19 protein-coding genes are annotated in these 21429 nt (G+C 65.7%); 17 read left to right on the forward strand and 2 right to left on the reverse strand.

Annotation, left to right across the window (positions count from 1 at the left end):
- The first annotated feature begins 11 nt into the window (after nucleotides 1-11).
- The 4 genes from rpsL to tuf all read left to right on the forward strand — a co-directional run bounded on the left by rpsL (nucleotide 12) and on the right by tuf (nucleotide 4361).
- Nucleotides 12-383: a 30S ribosomal protein S12 gene (rpsL, locus tag ACFWM2_RS22415; RefSeq protein ID WP_003948652.1), complete on the forward strand. Its 372-nt coding sequence runs from the start codon at nucleotides 12-14 to the stop codon at nucleotides 381-383.
- 2 nt (nucleotides 384-385) lie between these two features.
- Nucleotides 386-856, forward strand: coding sequence for a 30S ribosomal protein S7 (rpsG, locus tag ACFWM2_RS22420; RefSeq protein WP_081218873.1), 471 nt, complete (start codon nucleotides 386-388; stop codon nucleotides 854-856).
- A gap of 39 nt (nucleotides 857-895) precedes the next feature.
- Entirely contained in the window at nucleotides 896-3025 is a 2130-nt protein-coding gene (gene fusA, locus ACFWM2_RS22425; protein ID WP_383282577.1) for an elongation factor G, read from the forward strand.
- Between the two features lie 142 nt (nucleotides 3026-3167).
- Nucleotides 3168-4361 carry an elongation factor Tu gene (gene tuf, locus ACFWM2_RS22430; RefSeq protein ID WP_383282580.1) on the forward strand — a complete coding sequence of 398 codons (1194 nt, stop codon included), beginning with the start codon at nucleotides 3168-3170 and terminating at the stop codon, nucleotides 4359-4361.
- A 200-nt stretch (nucleotides 4362-4561) separates the two neighbouring features.
- On the opposite strand, the gene ACFWM2_RS22435 is transcribed toward tuf, so the two are convergent.
- Nucleotides 4562-6607, reverse strand: a complete 2046-nt coding sequence (locus tag ACFWM2_RS22435; protein ID WP_383282583.1) for a PIG-L family deacetylase — start codon at nucleotides 6605-6607, stop codon at nucleotides 4562-4564.
- A gap of 844 nt (nucleotides 6608-7451) precedes the next feature.
- Here ACFWM2_RS22435 and ACFWM2_RS22440 point away from each other — a divergent pair.
- The 12 genes from ACFWM2_RS22440 (at nucleotide 7452) to ACFWM2_RS22495 (ending at nucleotide 19726) form a co-directional block, all read left to right on the forward strand.
- A complete protein-coding gene (locus ACFWM2_RS22440; protein WP_383282586.1) occupies nucleotides 7452-7925 on the forward strand; it encodes a hypothetical protein in 474 nt (157 codons plus the stop codon).
- Nucleotides 7926-9669: 1744 nt separating this feature from the next.
- Nucleotides 9670-10761: a type VII secretion-associated serine protease mycosin gene (gene mycP, locus ACFWM2_RS22445; RefSeq protein WP_383282588.1), complete on the forward strand. Its 1092-nt coding sequence runs from the start codon at nucleotides 9670-9672 to the stop codon at nucleotides 10759-10761.
- Between the two features lie 683 nt (nucleotides 10762-11444).
- On the forward strand, nucleotides 11445-13232 hold the full coding sequence (locus tag ACFWM2_RS22450; protein WP_383282591.1) for an alpha/beta hydrolase: 1788 nt from the start codon (nucleotides 11445-11447) through the stop codon (nucleotides 13230-13232).
- Complete coding sequence (locus tag ACFWM2_RS22455) at nucleotides 13229-13846, forward strand: hypothetical protein (RefSeq protein WP_383282594.1); 618 nt, start codon at nucleotides 13229-13231, stop codon at nucleotides 13844-13846. Before ACFWM2_RS22450 ends, ACFWM2_RS22455 begins: the two co-directional genes overlap by 4 nt.
- Before the next feature lie 726 nt (nucleotides 13847-14572).
- A complete protein-coding gene (locus ACFWM2_RS22460) occupies nucleotides 14573-15676 on the forward strand; it encodes a hypothetical protein (RefSeq protein WP_383282597.1) in 1104 nt (367 codons plus the stop codon).
- A 241-nt stretch (nucleotides 15677-15917) separates the two neighbouring features.
- A complete protein-coding gene (locus ACFWM2_RS22465) occupies nucleotides 15918-16430 on the forward strand; it encodes a hypothetical protein (RefSeq protein ID WP_383282600.1) in 513 nt (170 codons plus the stop codon).
- 181 nt (nucleotides 16431-16611) lie between these two features.
- Nucleotides 16612-16965, forward strand: coding sequence for a DUF4333 domain-containing protein (locus tag ACFWM2_RS22470; RefSeq protein ID WP_383282603.1), 354 nt, complete (start codon nucleotides 16612-16614; stop codon nucleotides 16963-16965).
- 190 nt (nucleotides 16966-17155) lie between these two features.
- A complete protein-coding gene (locus tag ACFWM2_RS22475; protein WP_383282605.1) occupies nucleotides 17156-17635 on the forward strand; it encodes a hypothetical protein in 480 nt (159 codons plus the stop codon).
- A gap of 6 nt (nucleotides 17636-17641) precedes the next feature.
- Nucleotides 17642-17845, forward strand: a complete 204-nt coding sequence (locus ACFWM2_RS22480) for a hypothetical protein (RefSeq protein ID WP_383282608.1) — start codon at nucleotides 17642-17644, stop codon at nucleotides 17843-17845.
- A gap of 69 nt (nucleotides 17846-17914) precedes the next feature.
- Nucleotides 17915-18640: a hypothetical protein gene (locus tag ACFWM2_RS22485; protein WP_383282611.1), complete on the forward strand. Its 726-nt coding sequence runs from the start codon at nucleotides 17915-17917 to the stop codon at nucleotides 18638-18640.
- A gap of 447 nt (nucleotides 18641-19087) precedes the next feature.
- Nucleotides 19088-19564 (forward strand): hypothetical protein, encoded by a 477-nt coding sequence (locus ACFWM2_RS22490; RefSeq protein WP_383282614.1) that lies wholly within the window; start codon nucleotides 19088-19090, stop codon nucleotides 19562-19564.
- A gap of 9 nt (nucleotides 19565-19573) precedes the next feature.
- Complete coding sequence (locus tag ACFWM2_RS22495; RefSeq protein ID WP_383282617.1) at nucleotides 19574-19726, forward strand: hypothetical protein; 153 nt, start codon at nucleotides 19574-19576, stop codon at nucleotides 19724-19726.
- A 105-nt stretch (nucleotides 19727-19831) separates the two neighbouring features.
- Here the strand turns inward: ACFWM2_RS22495 and ACFWM2_RS22500 are convergent, their stop codons facing one another.
- Nucleotides 19832-20137, reverse strand: a complete 306-nt coding sequence (locus ACFWM2_RS22500; protein ID WP_383282620.1) for a YrhB domain-containing protein — start codon at nucleotides 20135-20137, stop codon at nucleotides 19832-19834.
- Nucleotides 20138-20337: 200 nt separating this feature from the next.
- On the opposite strand from ACFWM2_RS22500, the gene ACFWM2_RS22505 reads away from it, so the two are divergent.
- Complete coding sequence (locus tag ACFWM2_RS22505; protein WP_383282623.1) at nucleotides 20338-20850, forward strand: hypothetical protein; 513 nt, start codon at nucleotides 20338-20340, stop codon at nucleotides 20848-20850.
- The last annotated feature ends 579 nt before the right edge of the window (nucleotides 20851-21429 follow it).

The raw sequence follows: 21429 nt of genomic DNA on the forward strand, positions 1-21429 counted from the left end.
CCGGAGAAGTAGTGCCTACGATCCAGCAGCTGGTCCGGAAGGGCCGGCAGGACAAGGTCGAGAAGAACAAGACGCCCGCACTCGAGGGTTCGCCCCAGCGTCGCGGCGTCTGCACGCGTGTGTTCACGACCACCCCGAAGAAGCCGAACTCGGCCCTGCGTAAGGTCGCGCGTGTGCGTCTGACCAGCGGGATCGAGGTCACCGCTTACATTCCGGGTGAGGGACACAACCTGCAGGAGCACTCCATCGTGCTCGTGCGTGGTGGCCGTGTGAAGGACCTGCCGGGTGTTCGCTACAAGATCATCCGAGGTTCCCTGGACACCCAGGGTGTCAAGAACCGCAAGCAGGCCCGCAGCCGCTACGGCGCCAAGAAGGAGAAGTAGAAATGCCTCGTAAGGGCCCCGCCCCGAAGCGCCCGGTCATCATCGACCCGGTCTACGGTTCCCCTCTGGTGACCTCCCTCATCAACAAGGTGCTGCTGAACGGCAAGCGCTCCACCGCCGAGCGCATCGTCTACGGCGCCATGGAGGGCCTGCGCGAGAAGACCGGCAACGACCCGGTCATCACGCTGAAGCGCGCTCTCGAGAACATCAAGCCGACCCTCGAGGTCAAGTCCCGCCGTGTCGGTGGTGCGACGTACCAGGTTCCGATCGAGGTCAAGCCCGGTCGTGCCAGCACGCTCGCGCTGCGCTGGCTCGTCGGTTACTCCCGCGCCCGTCGCGAGAAGACCATGACCGAGCGTCTGCTCAACGAGCTTCTCGACGCCTCCAACGGCCTCGGTGCCGCTGTGAAGAAGCGCGAGGACACCCACAAGATGGCCGAGTCCAACAAGGCCTTCGCGCACTACCGCTGGTAGTCGCAGACCCCATCGAGACCGAGAGAAGACCGAAGCCTTATGGCTACCACTTCACTTGACCTGGCCAAGGTCCGCAACATCGGGATCATGGCCCACATCGACGCGGGCAAGACGACCACCACTGAGCGGATCCTCTTCTACACCGGCGTCAGCTACAAGATCGGTGAAGTCCACGACGGCGCTGCCACCATGGACTGGATGGAGCAGGAGCAGGAGCGTGGCATCACGATCACCTCTGCTGCCACCACCTGTCACTGGCCGCTCGAGGACAACGACTACACGATCAACATCATCGACACCCCGGGCCACGTGGACTTCACGGTCGAGGTGGAGCGCTCGCTGCGCGTCCTCGACGGTGCCGTCACGGTGTTCGACGGTGTCGCCGGTGTCGAGCCGCAGTCCGAGACGGTGTGGCGTCAGGCCGACCGTTACGGCGTGCCGCGCATCTGCTTCGTGAACAAGCTGGACCGTACCGGCGCCGAGTTCCACCGCTGTGTGGACATGATCAAGGACCGGCTTGGCGCCGTTCCGATCATCATGCAGCTGCCGATCGGTGCCGAGATGGACTTCAAGGGCGTTGTGGACCTGGTCCGCATGAAGGCGCTCGTGTGGTCCGCCGAGGCGGCGAAGGGCGAGATGTACGACGTCGTCGACATCCCCGCCACGCACGCCGAGGCTGCCGAGGAGTACCGCGGCAAGCTGGTCGAGACCGTCGCGGAGAACGACGACGAGATCATGGAGCTGTTCCTGGAGGGCCAGGAGCCCACCGAGGAGCAGCTGTACGCCGCGATCCGTCGCATCACCATCGCGTCCGGCAAGGGCGACGGCGTCACGGTCACCCCGGTGTTCTGTGGCACCGCGTTCAAGAACAAGGGCGTTCAGCCCCTGCTCGACGCGGTCGTGCGCTACCTGCCGACCCCGCTCGACGTCGAGGCCATCGAAGGCCACGACGTGAAGGACCCCGAGCTGGTCGTCAAGCGCAAGCCGTCGGAGGACGAGCCGCTGGCCGCCCTCGCGTTCAAGATCATGAGCGACCCGCACCTGGGCAAGCTCACCTTCGTCCGGGTCTACTCGGGCCGCCTGGAGACCGGCACTGCCGTGCTGAACTCCGTCAAGGGCAAGAAGGAGCGCATCGGCAAGATCTACCGCATGCACGCGAACAAGCGTGAGGAGATCGCGTCGGTGGGCGCCGGCGACATCGTCGCCGTCATGGGCCTGAAGCAGACCACCACCGGTGAGACGCTGGCCGATGACAAGAACCCGGTGATCCTGGAGTCCATGGACTTCCCGGCGCCGGTCATTCAGGTCGCCATCGAGCCCAAGTCCAAGGGTGACCAGGAGAAGCTGGGTGTAGCCATCCAGCGTCTCGCGGAGGAGGACCCCTCCTTCCAGGTTCACTCGGACGAGGAGACCGGCCAGACCATCATCGGTGGTATGGGCGAGCTGCACCTCGAGGTGCTGGTCGACCGTATGCGCCGTGAGTTCAAGGTCGAGGCCAACGTCGGTAAGCCGCAGGTCGCTTACCGTGAGACGATCCGCAAGACCGTTGAGCGCGTGGACTACACCCACAAGAAGCAGACCGGTGGTACCGGTCAGTTCGCCAAGGTGCAGATCGCGATCGAGCCCATCACCGAGACCGATGGTCCGGCGTACGAGTTCGTGAACAAGGTCACCGGTGGCCGTATCCCGCGGGAGTACATCCCGTCGGTGGACGCCGGTGCGCAGGAGGCCATGCAGTTCGGCATCCTCGCGGGCTACGAGATGACGGGCGTCCGCGTCACGCTTCTCGACGGTGCCTACCACGAGGTCGACTCCTCCGAGCTCGCGTTCAAGATCGCCGGTTCGCAGGCCTTCAAGGAGGCCGCGCGCAAGGCCAGCCCCGTGCTGCTCGAGCCGATGATGGCCGTCGAGGTCACCACGCCCGAGGAGTCGATGGGCGATGTCATCGGCGACCTCAACTCCCGCCGTGGCCAGATCCAGGCCATGGAGGAGCGCAGCGGCGCCCGCGTCGTGAAGGGCCTCGTGCCCCTCTCGGAGATGTTCGGCTACGTCGGCGACCTCCGCAGCAAGACCTCGGGTCGCGCAAGCTACTCGATGCAGTTCGACTCCTACGCCGAGGTTCCCCGGAACGTCGCCGAGGAGATCATCGCGAAGGCCAAGGGCGAGTAACACACACCGTTTGCACGCTTTAGGCTTGACACCGACCGCCGGGGCTCACCCGGGAGGGCAGACCCCGGCGGGCGGCATCCCAGCAAAGATCACCTGGCGCCGATGAGTAAGGCGTACCAGAACCACTCCGCAGGAGGACCCAGTGGCGAAGGCAAAGTTCGAGCGGACTAAGCCGCACGTCAACATCGGCACCATCGGTCACATTGACCACGGTAAGACGACCCTCACGGCCGCCATTACCAAGGTGCTGCACGACGCGTACCCGGACCTGAACGAGGCCTCGGCCTTCGACCAGATCGACAAGGCTCCTGAGGAGCGCCAGCGCGGTATCACCATCTCCATCGCGCACGTCGAGTACCAGACCGAGACGCGTCACTACGCCCACGTCGACTGCCCCGGTCACGCGGACTACATCAAGAACATGATCACGGGTGCGGCGCAGATGGACGGCGCCATCCTCGTGGTCGCCGCCACCGACGGCCCGATGCCGCAGACCAAGGAGCACGTGCTCCTGGCCCGCCAGGTCGGTGTTCCCTACATCGTCGTCGCCCTGAACAAGGCTGACATGGTGGACGACGAGGAGATCCTGGAGCTCGTCGAGCTCGAGGTTCGTGAGCTCCTCTCCGAGTACGAGTTCCCGGGCGACGACCTTCCGGTCGTCAAGGTCTCGGCGCTCAAGGCCCTTGAGGGCGACAAGGAGTGGGGCCAGTCCGTCCTCGACCTGATGAAGGCCGTCGACGAGAACATCCCGCAGCCCGAGCGTGACGTCGACAAGCCGTTCCTGATGCCGATCGAGGACGTCTTCACGATCACCGGTCGTGGCACCGTCGTCACCGGTCGTATCGAGCGTGGCATCCTCAAGGTCAACGAGACCGTCGACATCGTCGGCATCAAGACCGAGAAGACCACCACCACGGTCACCGGCATCGAGATGTTCCGCAAGCTGCTCGACGAGGGCCAGGCCGGTGAGAACGTCGGTCTGCTGCTTCGTGGCATCAAGCGCGAGGACGTCGAGCGCGGCCAGGTCATCATCAAGCCCGGCTCGGTCACCCCGCACACCTCGTTCGAGGCGCAGGCGTACATCCTGTCCAAGGACGAGGGCGGCCGCCACACGCCGTTCTTCAACAACTACCGTCCGCAGTTCTACTTCCGTACGACTGACGTGACCGGTGTTGTGACCCTCCCCGAGGGCACGGAGATGGTCATGCCGGGCGACAACACTGAGATGACGGTTGACCTCATCCAGCCCGTCGCCATGGAGGAGGGCCTGAAGTTCGCCATCCGTGAGGGTGGCCGGACCGTGGGCGCCGGCCAGGTCACCAAGATCAACAAGTAGTTCTTGTTGGCTTGAACGCCTGGTAGCTCCTTCGAGAGCTCCTGAAAGGGCCCGTACGACTTCGGTCGTACGGGCCCTTTTGCTGTGCCGCGGTGCGCGGCCCGCCCGGGGTGCCGGTGTGGCGGTGCGCGGCCCGTCCGGTGTGCCGGGGTTGGGGCGTCCCGCGGATCTCGGTGCAGGTCCGGGGGGACGCTTGTGGCTCAGACCTTGCGTGCGGTGGATCCGTCGGAGCTGTCGGTCCCGCGGGGCAGGTGGGGGCGCCAGAGCCACGGTCGGGCGTCGGTGGAGAGGCCCGCGGCCGCGGGACCGCGACGCGTGGAGCGGAGGGCCGGGCCGTCCAGCGTGGCCTGGCCGGCGGCGGCGCGGGTGAGCCGGCCGTCGTGCAGGAGCTGGAGCGAGCCGTGGAGGTCGCGGCCCAGCAGGTAGGGCCCGTCGGCGGCCACGGGCCCGTAGCCGGGGAAGGACACGGCGGGGCCGATGGTGGCGATCAGGCTCGTCGAGGCGGGAGGGCGGTAGTAGAACCGGTCGCCCGCCACGGCTATGGCGTCGGCGGGAACCGGCAAGCCCGTGGAGGGCCGGGGCCCGTCCGCGGTCCAGTGATGGACGGTGTCGCGGCCGGCGGCGTAGACGTGGATTTCTCCGTCGGTGCCGTCGGTGCCGTCGGTGCCCTCGGTGCCCTCTGCTCCGTCTGTGCTGTTCGTGCCCGTGCTGTCCGTGCCGACGGTGGCGACCGTGGCTGTCAGGCCGTCCTGGACGGGGCCACCGGCCAGGTCGCGCCAGGGGGACCAGCTGCCGTCCAGGTCGCGTACGCGCGTGCTGATCCCTTGACCGGCGTTGCGGACGAAGAGGTGGACGCGGCCGTCGCGGGCCGTTACCGCGACGGGAACGCCGGTGCGGCGGCCGCGTACGGGGTCCCGTTCGGGGTTGCCGAGGCCGCTCCAGGCGCGGAACTCCCCGTCGGGGGCGAGCTGTTCGAGGAGCACGATCTCGCGCAGGTTCGCTCCGCCCCGGCCCGTCACCGACGCCAGGCGCAGGCCGAACAGCAGCTGTCGGCCGTCGTCGAGCGTGGCCGCGCCAAGGACCGGTGCCAGGGGGCCACCGCCCAGGTCCACCGGGTCGCCGAAGGACCCGCTCGTCTCGCGCCAGCGCACCGCCCGCATACCGATCACCCCGTACGCGGTGAGCCGGCCGTCGGGTCCCTCGGTCAGGGCGAGCCGGGGGCCCGGATAGCGGTAGTGCGTCGAGCGGACCCAGCCCTTGCGGTTGGTGAGGGGGCGGTCGCCGCCGACGTTGTAGTCGCCGCAGCCGGCGGCATTGCCGCATCGCCAGTCGCGGGCACCGCCGTACGGGACGAGGTGGGCGGCCTTCTCGTGCAGCAGAGCGGGCGGGAGGTTGTCCGGCCAGTGGTGGTTGTAGTAGCCGCGGAAGGCGACGGTGGTGAAGGGCGGCGGGCTGCCCGGGGTCAGCTCGGCCCAACGGGCCAGCGCCGCCCAGGTGAAGGACGCGACCGCGGTGTGGTCTGCGTGGTCCGAGTAACCGGGCTGCTCGCTGTCGCGGATCCGCGTCAGCCGGTCGCTGTCCTGGATGTCCGGATCGGGGTCGAGCGTATGGACGAGCGTCGGCCGGTACCGCTCGAAGAGGCCGACCAGGACGCCGAGCAGGCCGTCGTAGTCGTACGTCTGTGCCGTGCGCAGCGGTGACCCGTCGCTGACGACGGTGCTCAGCGCCGTACTCCGCTCCCGCCACAGCGCGGGCACCCCCATGCGCCCGAAGGGCGTGTGCATGGCCAGGTTGAGGTGGACGAGCTCGACGCTACGGCCCTCGTGCTCCAGCGTGTTCACCTCGGCGAGGTGCCCGCCCGCCAGTGTCGCGACGGACGTACGCCACTGGGTGAAGACGGGCAGCCCGAGCTGGGCGGCGTAACTCTGCCGCAGGCCCTGGTGGCGGGCCGAGGAGTACCCGGCCTTGTCGGCGGGCGGAAGCGGCTGCCCTGGCACCCTGTTGACGCCGTCGGCCTCGCCCGCCGTGACGTAGACACAGACCAGAGGAACGCCGGCGGTGACGGCGTGCTGGGTGTCCGGGTTCATGAAGTACAGGTCGTCGTCGGGGTGCGCGAGGACCTGGAGCAGCAGCGCCTGATGCCCCTGGGCCGCCGGTTTCCCGGAGGCGGGGGAGGGGAGCGCGGTGGGCGGACGGGGCGCCGAGCCCCGTCCCAGGGTGGTCGCGGCAGTGGCGGCCGCGGCCACGGCGACGGCAGCGAGGGAGCCGCCTAGGAGGAGGGTGCGGCGGCGGGGGGAGGTTGGGGGGTCGTGTGGGTGGTCGCTCGGGGTGGGGCTCTGCGGGTCGTTTGGCGCGGGACTCCGCGGGTCGTTCGGCGTGGGGCTCAGCGGGTCGCTCCGCGCGGGATTCTGCGGGTCGTTCTGGGCGTGAGCTTGGTGGCCACTGTGGGCGTGAGCCTGCGGGCCACTGTGGGCGTGAGCCTGCTGACCGTTCTGGGCGTGGCTCCGCAGGTCACCCTGTGGGCGAGGCTGTCGGTCACCCGGTGTGTGACTCCGAGGGGAGGCGCCGTTGGTGCCATCCGCTATTCGTCGTCCGCTCCGCACGAATCCGAATCGCACGCGCCGTACTCCGTCCGCTGCCCGCAGCGGTGGAGCGCTGCTGTGCTGTGTTCTGTGATCTGTGTTCTGCGTGTTCGCTGTCGATCAGTTGGCCGGTCGATCAGTCGGCTGATCTGCCGGTCTGTCGGCCGATCACTTGAGGAGAGGGTCGTCGGGGGATCGAGGTTCCATGCACGGACATGTGACGTTCACCCGGACGTGGTGTCCGGGCCCGGACTCTCTCGCCTCTTCCGCATCGCTCGGTCACTTGAGCCGCCTCCGCACCACGTCTGAGTACGAGCGCTCATGCGTTGCCCGACTCGACCGGAGAAGCTGGGGCTGGATCCGGTCACCCGGCTCGGGGCGTATATGGACTGTCACTGCTGGTAGTTAGAGTTGTTGTCGGGACTTGAGTTGCTGGGGCCGTACGGGGGAGCGGGTTGTGTTGCCGAGTGAGGGTGGGGCGTCTTCGGGGCCGTCGTGGGTGACGGGCGTGTTCGACGCGGCCCGCGAGGCGGTCGGGGACCTGGTCACCGAGTTGTCGTCGTTCACGGCGTTCCGCAAGCGGGTCGACGACCTGATCCGTGACCTCAAGGGTTCGGCAGCCGGTTCGCACGAGGTGGGTCAAGAGCCGCTGGCCCGTACGGAGTTCGGCGGCGGCCACGACGCGTGGGGGGAAGCGTCGGGGCTGTTCGGCGCGTACGAGACGGTGATCGCGGAGCTGGAGAGCCTGTCCAAGTTGCTCTCCGACTCGATGGAGGGCATGAACATCGCGGTGCTGGCCTCGCACAAGGGCTACGGGAACATCGACGTGGACGTCCGCGACCGTATGACGGCGATCAGCGCGGAGACCACCGAGCACTACGGCGGCAGTTACGATCCCCAGCTCCCGAAACGGCACCACGACGGCAGTGAGGCCAAGCCGGACCAGCCGTCGGTGGACGGTGACGCGGGAGGAACGCTCTGATGGGTGGCGGAGGAAAGGGCGGGGCGACCTCGTTCGACGGCATGAGCCACGAGCAGATGCTCCAGTGGCTCGACCAGGCGAACTCCGGCACGGTGCAGGCGGCCGCGGACCGGCTCGTGGCCGCCGCCAGGGAGATCCGCAAGATCGCGGAGGAGCTCAAGATCCGCCCGCAGTGGGTGGAGTGGAAGGGCGAGGGCGCGGACGCGTTCCGCACGTGGAGCGCGGATCTGGCCAACTCCACGCTGCGCCTGGGCGACTTCAGCGAGGACTCTGCGACGTGGCTCGGCCGCGCCTCCGACGCGATCGCCCAGGCGCAGGCCGCGATCCCCCGGGACGCCGCCGGCGCACAGGCGAACCTGGCCGCCGCGAAGTCCGCGCACAACGATCCGGACGCGGCGACGATCAGCGCCAAGTCCACGAGCGAGCTCGCCGCCCTGAAGGCCAACGCAGAGAGGGTGCGCCAGGAGGCAGCCGCGGAGATGACGAAACTGGGCCAGGCGTATCAGCTGTCGGCCGCGCAGATGGCGGGGTTGGAGAGGCCTCGATTTCCGCCGCCGCCGGCTGCGATTGTTCCCCGCGATGTCAGCGAGAAGGGGACTGACCTGGCACGCCCACAGGCTTCTGCTTCTGGTGGAACAAGCGGTGGAACTGTCGCTTTTGGTAGCGCCGGTGGCCGGGAGGAGACGCCGGTCAATGGCGCCCCCTCAATGCGGTCCAAGGAGGAGTCCGCCACAAGCGGCGGAATGCCGTCCGATGATCCGCGGTCGCGGGAGACCAAGCCTGTCGTCCATGTCGGCATCGACACGGTGACGGCCCTCCCCGAGGTCCGGCAGCCGTCCACGGGTGGCACTGGCGGCGAGCCGCCGACACCACGCCCGGACACAGGAACTCCTCCGGTCGCGAGGGGGATGGTTCCCCCGATGCCAGATGGTGGCTCACGCATGCCTCCTGTTGCCGGTGGACAGGGCCGGGCTGCAATCGGCGGTCGCACCCCCGGCTCCCTGGCCCAGCAGCCTGTCGGCTCTGCTCGCGGTCGTGAGGTTCCCGGGACCAGCCGTATGCCGAGCCGGAGCATCTCCGGTTCGGATACGGCCTCCGGCCGCACTGTCCCGGGCCAAGGCCAGGTGTCCGGTCGGGGAGTTCCGGCCAATTCGGGAATCGCCGGTGGACGTCCGACTGCAACGCCAACCAACGGCAGGGCGACAGGACGGACGTCTGGAGCGACGGTTGTCGGTGGCGGACAGGAAGGTAGTCGTGGCTCGACTGGCCGAGCGCCGTCCACTGGACAGGGCGGGAGGTCGGCCGCCCCTCCGAGCCGTTCGAGCGCTGGGCGCTCGGTTCCCACGCCCGCGACCGGAATCGTCGGGGGCACACCGCAACAGACGGGCCGCCCGCCGACAGGTCCTGGTGCGCCCGTACCGTCTGCACCGACGCGAGGAGGTGTCTCCGGCGGTACTCCCAGCACGGCCGGGACACGGGCCGGCGTTCGTGGCGCTTCTACGGGAGGGCGCCCCGGCAATCTCCGGCAGGGTCAACAGAAGAAGCGGGCCGGCCACCCCGGCGAACCGCCCATCGCCGACTGAGGCCAAGGGAGAACAGAGGGATGCGCATGCCCGCCGGTTCAAACCGGCACACAGCTTTCCGAGCCGGGGCCTCAGCTGCCATCGGCCTCCTGCTGGTGGGAGGGACGGCCACTCAGACTCATGCGGACTCCACCCGCTCCCAGCAGTGGTATCTGGACGCCATGCACGCCGACGAGATGTGGCGGACCAGCACGGGCAAGGGAATCACCGTCGCCGTGATCGACACCGGAGTCGATCCGGACAATCCTGACCTGAAGGGCCGGGTGCTCGAAGGGAAAGACTTCGCGCCCTCAAGCCGTGCCGGCGACGAGCACACCGACTACGACGGCCACGGCACGGGGATGGCAGGGCTTATCGCCGGTACGGGCGCGTACGGAGGCGGAGACGGCGCGTTCGGGCTTGCACGCGGGGCGGACATTCTGCCTGTCCGGATGCCCGACGTGGACGACGTAAGCCCTTTCGCCGTGCCTTCGTATTTCAGCAAAGCCATCCGCTACGCGGCTGACTCCGGAGCCCAGGTCATCAACGTCTCCATGAGTGGCGGCATGGCCACTCCGCAGTTGACCGAGGCGGTCAAGTACGCCCTCGAAAAGGGCTCGTTGGTCTTCGCGGCGGTGGGCAATGACGCCGACAAGACCCGCCACGTCGACTACCCGGCGGCGACACCTGGTGTCGTCGGCGTGGCAGCGGTGGGCAAGAACCTTCGACGGGCCCCCTGGTCCCAATACGGCCCACAGGTGGACGTCTCCGCTCCCGGTGAAGACATGGTCCACGCCTGCGGGGGCACGACAGGCCTCTGCAAGACCAGCGGCACCAGCGACGCCACCGCCCTCGCCTCCGCCAGCGCAGCCCTGATCTGGTCCAAGCACCCGACCTGGACCAACAACCAGGTTCTGCGCGTCATGCTGAACACGATCGGCGGACCGACGGACGGCGCGAAGCGCAATGACTCGATCGGGTACGGGATCGTGCGCCCGCGGATCGCTTTGCAAGACCCCGGCCCTCCGGGGCCGAGCGACGAGTACCCACTCCCGGATCTGGCGGCCGCGGCCTCGACGTCGCCGTCTGCGAGCTCGCAGGCAACCAGACGCACTATCGCTCCCGTGAAGGGTGGAGACTCCGCGGCTGAGGCTTCCGCCAAGGGCGGCGGAAACAGCATCTTGCGCACTGCGCTGAGCGTAGGCGCCGCTTTGCTGTTGGCAGGAGTTGCGGGGGCAGTTGTCGTCCGCAAGCGCAGCCGTTCCGCCTCCTAGGTGCCGATGCCTACGCCTTCTGGCGGCCCTCCTCGTTACGCCCCACGGAGGCCACGATCCAGGGAGCCGCGACCCGCGCGTATGAGTACAGATACTCAGCGGTGCTGGTCATTAGCACGGATGAGAAGCCCGTCAAAGCGACGCTACAGTGATTTTCGATCACCGCAGAGAGTGCTGTTGCATATTCAGCTCGTCGGTATACGACGAGACACGGGGAGGGGTCCGCGCATGGCGTGGGAGGAATGGGAGCAGCTCAAGTCCGCCGTGGTTGAGAGGCACGCAACAGCGATGCAGCTCAACCAGTTACCCGCAGACCTCGGAAGTTCCGGCACGAGGTCTACTGGCGCAGGCCGTGGTGCTGGGACCCTTAAGCACTCGGGTGGACCGTGGACTCGCGCTGCTGGAACCGCGGACGATCTCCAGACCAGCACATGCAAGTCGAAGGCGCGTCTGAGCACAGCCCACGACGGAGTGGGGAGCGCAGTTGAGGGGCTCGCTAGCCTCGGCGCACTGAAATCCGTACTCGCGTCATGGGAAAAGCGTCTTGGTGCCGTAGCAGATGAGTGCACTGCGTTGGAACCCAAGTTGCGTCAGGTGGCCAGGGATCTGGGTGAAGTGGACGTCAAGGTGGGAGCCGAGGCTGACTCGGTGAAGGTGGCTGGTACGAGGAGGGGCGACTAGCCGTGGTCTCCACGATTACCTGGCAGCAGCTCAGGGACTTGAAGCTGTCCGAGTTGTCCGATGCTGCCGAGGCGTGGGGCGCTGCGTCGCGACATGCCGACTCCGCACGCGAGCGGGTCGACGGAGAAATGAATGGTGGGATCGCCAAGACGCAGGAAAGCGAGTCGGCGAGGGCGGCAGTCAAACGGCTCAAGCGCCTGAGTGAAAACTATCACTACATCAAGACTGAGTGTGGGCTCATCCGAGGTACGGTCGACGGTTTGGCGACAGAACTGGCTGCTCCGCGAAAGAGCCTGCACGAGGCGTTGAATGACGCTGCGGCCCTCGGCTACACGGTCAACGAGAACGGCAGCATCGATTATCCGGCCGGCGGAAAGCTTGAGGGCACGAGCGAAGATGTCCCTGGCGGGACAGCCTACGGTCAGAACGGTCACTTCGATTCGAGCAACCCCGGCCCCTCTTCCGGCGAGAAGGGGCTGTATCAACCAGGACTGGGCGAGGATGGACGGCAGCTCAAGAGTCCCAACCCGCATTACTCGAAAGCCAAGGATATTGCTGACCGAATTTCTCACGCACTGCTATCGGCGCAAGAGATAGATGCCCGCTATAGTGGTTCTCTGAGGAAGCTGAAATCAGGCCCTGGCCTGATCGTCGATACCAAGACGTGGGCGGATGTGGCGTCCGACGTCGATACCGTGGGGTTGAATGCCCTCCCATACCTCAAAAGTCATATCCCGTTCGATGAATCTCCTGGTGGTCGCAAGAGATGGTGGGATCAGCTCACTGAGAGGCAGCGCGAAGAATATATCGCTGCGTTTCCAGGAGTGATTGGGAATCTGGATGGAGTACCTGCAGCGACTCGCGACGAGGCGAATCGCGAGAGTCTGAAATTCCTCATCGCAGACCTTAAAGGAGAGGACAATGATCGATCCCGAGGCCAACTCGAAGGATTGATGGGGATCCAAAAGAAACTCGACGAACCCAGTAACCCTCCCATGCTCTTGCTGGGTGTGGGAAGTGAGGGAAATGGGCGAGCGATCGTCAGTTATGGGAACCCTGATACCTCAAGGAATGTGTCGTCTTATGTTCCAGGCCTTGGTACCGCACTTGACGCAGATTTTGCCGATGACACCGTCCGTCGAGCATTTCAAACGGCAAAAGGCGCCTACAAGTATGATCATTCGTCTGCTTCCATTGTCTGGCTGGGCTACGACGCTCCAGGAATAATGGAGGTAGGATCTACTAGTGATGCAGAAAAAGGGGCACCGGCTTATCGGGAATTCATGGCAGGAATCGAGGCCACGAATGAGAATGAGGATCCTCACATCACTGCCATTGGGCACTCCTATGGCTCTCTTTTGGTGGGGACGGCGGCCCGGTCGGGTGATGGAATTCCCGGCGCTGATGACATCGTTCTGCTTGGGAGTCCGGGGACAGGTGCACAGACTGCGGACGAACTAAACGTTGGGAGGGGCCACGTGTTTGCGGCATCGGCGGGGAACGATCCGGTTTCTTGGCTGCCGCCAGCGACAAGCCTCCTTGGCCCGGTACCTGCCTTTGTCAACTTCGACGACGGCGAAAATTATTTTGGTAGAGACCCGGTAAGTAAAGAATTTGGTGCCACGCGGATCGAATCGGGTGATGGCCCGCTTCCAGTCCTGTCAGGAGAGGGAGCAACCCCAGCACACTCTGGGTATTTTGATTCCGAGCGGAATCCTTCCGCGGCTGAAAATATTGCTAGGATCGTCGCTGGACGGTCAGATGCAGTCATGACGGAAGAACCCAGATGAATAAACCTCCCATGCGAGCAATTGGCGCGGTGCTCGCCATCGTCTTCATCGCGGGTTGTAGCTCGGACGATGGTTCGGAGAATTTTAAGGGGGACACGAAGTTGGACATGCGGGAAGCGGCGGGCAAAGCTGATGATTTGATCTACCGGACCCTCTCGGCGGTGAAGCCACCACTTGAGTGGACCCACGACACTTCGGATCACGGTGCGTGCGACGGCTCTAATGGGGCGAGTGGTTATGGAGATGTCACGCGCCGTGCCGTCGTAATGACGGAAGTTTCAGAGGCGCGGCGTGGGGCGCTCTTGGGGGTCATTGAACGTTATTGGAAGGAGGCCGGGCATAAAATCACCGATGTCAACTCGAACAAAGAATTTCCCGAAGTGTTCGCTGAGACACGAGACGGCCTTCTGCGGATGAGCCTGGTGGTTGGAGGCAAGGGGCAGTTCTTTCTCGACGTTCAAACCGCCTGTGTCAAGGAGGCGCAGGTAACCGCGCCGTCGACGGAAGTAAATGGGACCAGTTACTACGGGAAGGCGATCCCTCGCCCCAACGTTCGGTCTGACTTCTGGTCCTTGGGCAGGCCGGTTTCCTCGAACCCACCCAGCGGGACGTGAGTCGACCAGGCTCAGCGCGATGCGGATCAGTTCCAGCTGCCGGTAGCCTCGTTCGGTACGAGGCTATGGGGGGCCACGGTGCAGACGGCCACGCTGGGCACTGCTTGGCCGGGCCTTGTCGGGCACGACGGGACGGAAAGCGATCGAGACATTCAGGTTTGATGGCTTCGGCCTGAAGGGCCCCTGCAGGACACCGTCCGGGGCGCGTTTGCTTGCTGGGCCTGGCGCGGAGTGGTCTCCGGCATGTGGTGAGTGCGACGGGTCCATGTCCGCCCTCACCGCCCATTACGCCGAGGGGACCTCTGGAAGTGCCACCAGCCCTGCTGATTAGGCTTCCGGCGTCTTCTTCAAGATCACGATCTCCCCGAGCGGATCCCGCCGTGATCACGGGCCCTCGTCCGCAGAGCGCTGGAGTCTCTCGGCCGCCGGCGTGCTGCTTCGGTCAGCGTGGGGAAAACCGAGCCGAAGCTGTCTTCGGACCAGCCGGCCACCGAAGTCGCGAAAGAGCTCACCACGCCAACGGGTCAGCCGACGCTGGATGTTGTCCGTCTCGAGGACCTCATCGGAAAGACCGGTACCACCACCCCGTACACGCTCACCGCGGACCACGGCAGCACCTTGGGCTGAACAGCCAATGCGGCCTCTGTCGATGGAGGCCCACCCGCTCGACACCCATAGAAGCGACCGCTGACGCCGTGGGGAACGGCCCTCGACAGAATGAGCAGGATGCAGATCAACTCCAGGCTCCGACGTATACGCACAGGTTGGTACGTGGGGGCATTCGTCCTCGTCCTGGGCGTCGTGGCCCAAGTGCTGTACAGCAGCGGGGCTTACGACGCGTGGCAGAACGACCGCTCATTGGACCGGGCCTGCGACGGCACCCTGGCACAGGGCGGGCTCGAGTCGGCGCTGCACACGTCCCGTCTGCGCGCCAGTCAAGTGGACGCCCATGACTATCTGACCGCCTGCCGTGTGCAGGGCGGCGATTCCGGACCGCAGAGCGGCTCCCTGGAGTTGAAGCTGCGGTGGAGCAGCGCAACGCCCCCCTCCGGCACTCTCGCTTGGTACAACCAGGACTACGACGGCACCACGGGGCAGGCGGCACCGCTCGGCAGCGGCTGGCCGGGCATTCTCAGGCACGACGAGACCTGGCAGGTCATGGTCGCCCTCGATTGCCAGAACCAGAGAAGCAAGGCTCTCGTCGCGTACGGCGATCTCTATGCATCGGACAACGGCACGGCGCTCACCGGGCTGGGTCGAGTGATGACGGAGACAGCGCAGAAAGCAGCTGCCAAGTACGGGTGTCGGGCGAAGGCCGGAAAGCCGGTGACCCAGGTGTCCGCCCCCACTCTTGGTAAGCCCGAATCGGCCAAACCACTGACGCAGGCGCAGGGTTCCTGCGCCGCGCTTCGTGAGCTTGCTCCGACGGCGGCGAAGAGCGGTACGCCCGAGGCCATGGAATATCCCGCGGACGCGCAGGCCCCGCAGGTGAACTGCTATCTCGCCACACCGGACAAGAAGCCCGGATACGGCCTTTACGCCTACTACGGCGCCGCGGCCAAGGACTTCCTTGCAAGCGAGGGTCGTCATCTCAAGGGGGGCTACGGTGCCACCCAGAGGGACGATGACTACGCCTGGGCCACCGCGAAGTGTTCCGAGTCCACGCAGTCTGCCGTGTTCGTGCTCTACCGCCTCTTTGACGGGGACACCGACACCTATCCGGTCCCTCACTATTCCGGCAAATTCGCTACATCCGCGGTGAAGGCGTTCGCTGACCACGAGGCGCAGCAGCGCGGCTGCACCGACGTGCAGCTGGCATCCCAGCCTTAGGTGAGGCCGTGTCTCCTCTTCCTGGAGCACCGATCACCGATCACCCGGAATGAATCCCGCATGACCACACGCCGTTCGTCCTCAGCACTATCCGGTCCCCGGTGGGGTTGGCGGTGAGTCGCGGCACATCGTTGTGCGTCATGGCCCTATTCCATCCGCGCCCGACGCCCGAGGTGTCAGGAGACCTGCTCACCCCAGTTGTGTACGCACACTCAGAGCGCGTGACTCCTAGGCTGACGGAATGGGACTCTTCGACAAACTGACCGGAACCAAGCGCCCCGACGACGGTGTCGTGACGGGCTCTGCCGAGCAAGTTCGGAACGCCATGCTCGGCCTCAACCGGTCAGACGTGCCGTTCGTCATCCGCGACGGGGCTGCGGATGGCGCTGATCTGGTGGCTGAGTGGCGGATAGCGGAGCCCGTGTGGCAGACGCTGTTCATCGAGTCTCAGTTGACGCGTGCTGTGCGGATCCGGATGCGCCTGGTCCCGGAGGGCCATGAGGTGCGTGCCCTTGAGGAGCAGTGGGAGGTCACCCGAGTCGGGAATCCGCCGAGGCTTGCGATTTCGTCGGAGCACTCGCGCGGACCGGACCGAACCGTCTCCCGCCACTGGACGATCGAACGGGGGAACAGCGGCCGCCTCGCAGCGACGGAGACTTTCCGCTTCGATGGCGCGGAGCTGCGCAACCCGCTGCGGAGCGCCGCCCTCGAGTCGGGCTGGACCTGGAGCGGGGTGGTCTTCGGTCAGCTGTGAGGCCGGCGGGAACTGACTCGCCGCACGGCATGCTGATGCGCACGAAGGCGACAAGTGCGCGGGGTAGCCGCCGCAACCCGGTCCGGCAGGTTGGCGAAAAGACCTCAGGAACCACGAGCAGCCCTGCCCAGTATGCTTCCGGCGTCTTCCTTGAGCACCGATCACCGAGAATGGATCCCGCGTGACCACAGGCCGTTCGTCCGCATCGCTTTGGAGTCTCTCGGCCGTGGCCGCCGGTGTGCTGCTCGTCGGCTGTTCGGCCTCCGTCAGCGTGGGGAAATCCGAGCCGAAGCTGTCTTCGGACAAGCTGGCCACCGAAGTCGCGACAGAGCTCGCCGCCACGACGGGTCAGCCGAAGCCGGACGTCGCCTGCCCCGAGGATCTCGTCGGGAAGGTCGGCACCACCACCCGTTGCACGCTCACAGCGGACGACGGCAGCACCTTGGGGTTGGCGGTCAAGGTGACCTCTGTCGATGACGACCAGATCAAGTTCGACATCCAGGCCGACGACACAGCTTCGCCAGCGGCAAGCTGACAGGGGGCATTTGCGGCTGGGTCCGGCGCCCCGGACCGGCCGCAACCCCGGCAGGGGCGGGCAAGCCTCTGAGGGCCCCTCCCAAGTCCCCGTCGCTTTCGATGCCATGACTTGCATCGAAACGACTCATCGGCGCTTCGACGCTCGCTGCACGTTGAGCGAAGGCCGAACAGGATAGGCAGGAATGTTCATGAACCGGCTCGCATTGACGGCGCTCACCGCCTGTCTGATGGGGGCCGCACTCACAGCGTGTGACAGCGGGACGGCGGCGGATGCGGCCGCCGATGATACGCAGGCTGCGAAGACACTGTGTGGAGCCGCGTTGTCCGACGCGGCGCGGAGTTCCGTGCAGGATCTGGTCAGGGTCAAGGACTTCAAGACGCTGGGGCCCGAGCAAGGGGCTCAGCACACCGCGAGTGATCTCGTGGTGCATTCCGAGACGAACGACTTCTCCAACGACCACGAGCTCTGCCGGGCGTTCGCACCGTCGGCCGAGGCCACATCAACGTCTGTTGCCTTCTCGCTCGAGGAGGAGGCGCTATCGCATCCTGCTTCGTCCTTTACCGAATACAAGCTGGGGGTACCGGCGCCGGCAAGGCGCTCAACGCCGTGCTCTATCTGGAGTGTTCAAGCAGCGAGTTCCAGGAGAGCGGGCAGGAGGAGGTGCTGATTCGCGGTGAGCTCCTCAACCATCCCGTCCTCCCTCAGCAACACCGACAAGACGCGCGAGGAGAACCTCACCGTCCTGCATGCGGTGTCGCTCGCCCTCGTCAAGCAACTCGGTTGTGAGAACGACGCTGACCTGCCGACCACGTTCACGGCGCCGCCCGAGCTGGACAACGGGCTCACGGCCGGCGACGACAAGCCTGCCTCGCCCTGACCAAGGCCCTGCAACAGCCCACCGCCCCCGGCGTAGATCGAGGCGCTGCCCCAAATCAGGAGTATGACCATGCTGAGCAACAAGCCTGTGCGGCAGCTGGCCGCCACCGCGGTGGCCGTTGCTGCCCTGGCCGTCTCTCTCGCCGCCTGCGACAGCAATGAGCAGAGCGGGAAGTCACAAGAGGCGTCGGCCCCGACAACGCTATGCGGCGCGAATCTGACGACAGGTACCCGCGAAGCACTCCTTGATGTGCTGGGAAGCCGTACGTACGACTGGGAGTGGCAGAACCTGACGCGCCTCGGCGACATTGCCGAACCGGACCCGAAGAACCTGGGTGAAGCAGCCGAGCAACTCGTCTCCGGCTATCACGAAAACGGGGCCGATGACTCCGCCACAGCGGCGGATTACGACCTGTGCTGGGTCAACGCTCCCAAGGCCGACAGGGGAGTCAAGCTGTCTTTCCACCTTCGTGAAACGGTTCCCATCTCCGCGGATCTCTCGCCGAAATTCACCCAGTACAAGATGGGCGAACTGGCCTTCTCTAGGCCGCTGACGGCGTCTCTCATCATGAAGTGCTCCAACAGCAAGTTCGGTTCGACGGGAAAGCCTGTGTTGATCGAAGGGGAACTGACGAACCCTCTGGCGGTGGAAAGCAAAGACGAAACCTTGCGCGCAAAGAACCTCAACGTCCTGCACGCAGTTTCCCTCGCGATGGCCAAGGAGCTGGGCTGCAAGGACGACGCCGGTCTGCCGGCGAAGTTCAGCGTGCCGCAAGAGGCGACTCCGGCGACATGAACGCCGCCCACGGGGTCCCGTACGTGTCGTCTAGCCCCGCGACCTTCGCAGCGGCGGGGACTCGCCGTGGCCGGAACTGGTAACGCTGATGCCGTCGGAACGGCCCTCGACAGAATGAGAGCAGGACGCAGATCAGCTCCATGCTCCGACCTGCACGTACAAGGTAGGTACGTCGGGGCATTCATCCTCGTCCTGGGCGTCGCGGCCCAAGTGCTGTACAGCGCCGGGGCGTACTAGCGGCGCCGCACACAAAGACCGCGACTACTCGTGGGCCAGCGCGAAGTGTCTTCAGTCCACGCAGCCTGCCGTGTTGACGCCGCATCAAGTAAGAGGGCTGACCCGCGAGGCGCATTCTGTGTACATAGCCGGAGGAAGTCAGAGTGATACTGACGATGGGCGAGGCTGGTGAGGATGCGTAGGGGAAATGCTGTTGCGGTCCCGGTGCTGATGTCCTTGGTCGTCTCGTTGGCGGCGTGCAGTTCGGGTGACGAAGCCACAAGTAAGCCGCAGGAAATCTGTAGTGAGCTTCTCGGTGCGGATGGCGTCAAATGGGTCAAACGTGCCAGTAAGCAAGAGACGGGACTGCTTGAGGCAGGCGACTTGAAAAGCGCCAAGAGTCAGTTCTATGAAAATGCAAGGGGATGGGATCCCAAGAGTAAGGAAGTGCCCACGTTCGCGAGCTCCAGTATGTGCGGGGTGGTGAAGGCGGCGGAGGATACGCCCAGAGGGGTAATGTCGATCTCTTACGGCGCATCCATCATCCCTTTCGCCTTCCCTTTTGATGAGGAGTCCGATATTTCGGACCCTCGGACCGTGACACCCGTCAATTCGGATGTGAAACTGGTCAAAGAGGAAGGCGAGCGTGGAGTCGCCACGTACTACGTCTACATAAAGTGCCAGGTGCCTGGCGCGTCAAAGGGGTAGGAGAACGGCGTGCCGATCGAGGGAAGGATGAAAGACACCCCCACTGGCGACACTGGAACGCGGGTCCACCTGAAGTACCTGCTGCATTCCGCCGGCGTGGTGGCGAAGGCCTTTGGCTGTCAGAACGATCCCGTAGTGCCCCGGCAGCTGCCCTCGGCGTGAGGCGCGGCAGCGCGAATGATGCCGCGAGCATGGGCGTACAGGGGTATCCGGGCCGCTGGACGGCCCGGCATCGTCCGGCATGCCGTGAGCCGGGCCGTGGGCATCTCAGTGCCCCTTCTCGGGCGGCCAGTTGCCTGAGGCCTGGAGGGCCATGTATTCCGTCGTCGCCGGGAACGTCGGAGCGAAGTGGGCAGTGGTGCCATCGTGCGGCACGACGACAACGGAGCTGAACGGGGCCTCAGCGGGGTCCTTTGATTCGATGTGCTCCTTGAAATCGAAGCGAATGGTCCAGCCGTAGCTGAATTCAATTCCCGTTTCCGGGAGGATCACCACAGAATCCACCCTGTCTGGATAAGCGATAGTCTTCAAGAATTTGGTGGCGGCCGCCACTGCTTCGGTCTTGGTCGCCATCAGGGGACTCCCTTGCGGTATTGGGGAATGTGCGAGACGTTCGGCTCCAGTAATCCAGTATGCCCAACAGCCCGCCGTCCCGGAGGACTTATGGGACTTCGTGCGCACGGTCCGCCCGGGCGCACGCCGCAGGTTCGTAGCACGTTGCGCGGAATGAGCCGATCTTTCAGGGGGAATCCGCCGCCTCATAGGTTGATTCCATGGGACTCTTCGACAAGCTGACCGGAACCAAGCGCCCGGCCGACGGTGTCGCCCCCCGATCTGCCGCTGAGGTCCACGTGGCTCTGCTCGGCCTCAACCGCCCCGACGTCCCATACGTCATTCGGGACGGCCGTGCGGAGGGTGCCGACCTGGTGGCGGAGTGGCGGATGCTGGAGCCGGCCTGGCGGACCTTCTTCGCCCGCACCCAGGTGAGTCGGGTGTTCCAGGTCCGTATGCGCCTGGTCCCGGAGAAGAACGAAGTCCGTTCCCTCGACCAGCAATACGAGGTCACATGGGTCGGCGGCATCCCCAGGCTGTCCGTCTCGGCCGAGGCTCAACGCGGCCAGGTGCAGACGGTCTCAAAGCGATGGACGCTCGGCGAGGGCAACGACGGCGGCCTCGAAGCGAGCGAGACGTTCAGCTTCGACAGCTCTGAGCTCAAGAACCCGCTGCAGGACGCCGTCCTGGGCGCGGGGTGGACCTGGCGCGGAGTCATCACCGGCAAACTGTGAGGTCGGCGGAATCGCGATCTCGCCGACCGATCCGTTCGCCAGGTCCGGAGCCCGCTCCGCGTGGATCGTTTGTCCACAGGCCGTCCGGCGCTCAGCACCGGTAAGCGTTACGTAGTGTGCGCGTACGTCCACTCATCGCGAGAATGCGTCCTGCTCGATCCGGCAAGGCCGATCAGGGCGACCTCTACCGGGACTCGCGGGCGTCCAGGGTTTGACCTGCGTCACTCGCGGGGTACGATCCTCGGCTCGATTGGCCAGGCCCGTGCGCCGTATGGCAGACTGTCGGAGTTGCTCGGTCGAGCGCCGATGCTGCGCGCCTCCCGTCGGGAGGACCGGAAGCGAGTCCCACAGTACTCGTCGCCCCAACTGCCGTAAGGCAGCGCTGGAGCGGACGTACGGGAATCTTTCGGGAAGTGTCAGCGGGGTGCAGGCCAGGCGCCCGGTGGGTGTTCAGCCCCCGGTCCAGCGGTTGCTTTCGGGCGAGCCGCGTCCCTCGCAGGGAAATCCGTAACGGATATCTGTGCGGCAGGAGCGCGACACACCCGACCGCGTGGGTCGGAGGACAGGACGCGAACCCCC

It is taken from the genome of Streptomyces sp. NPDC058371, from assembly GCF_042723265.1.
GTDB lineage: Bacteria > Actinomycetota > Actinomycetes > Streptomycetales > Streptomycetaceae > Streptomyces.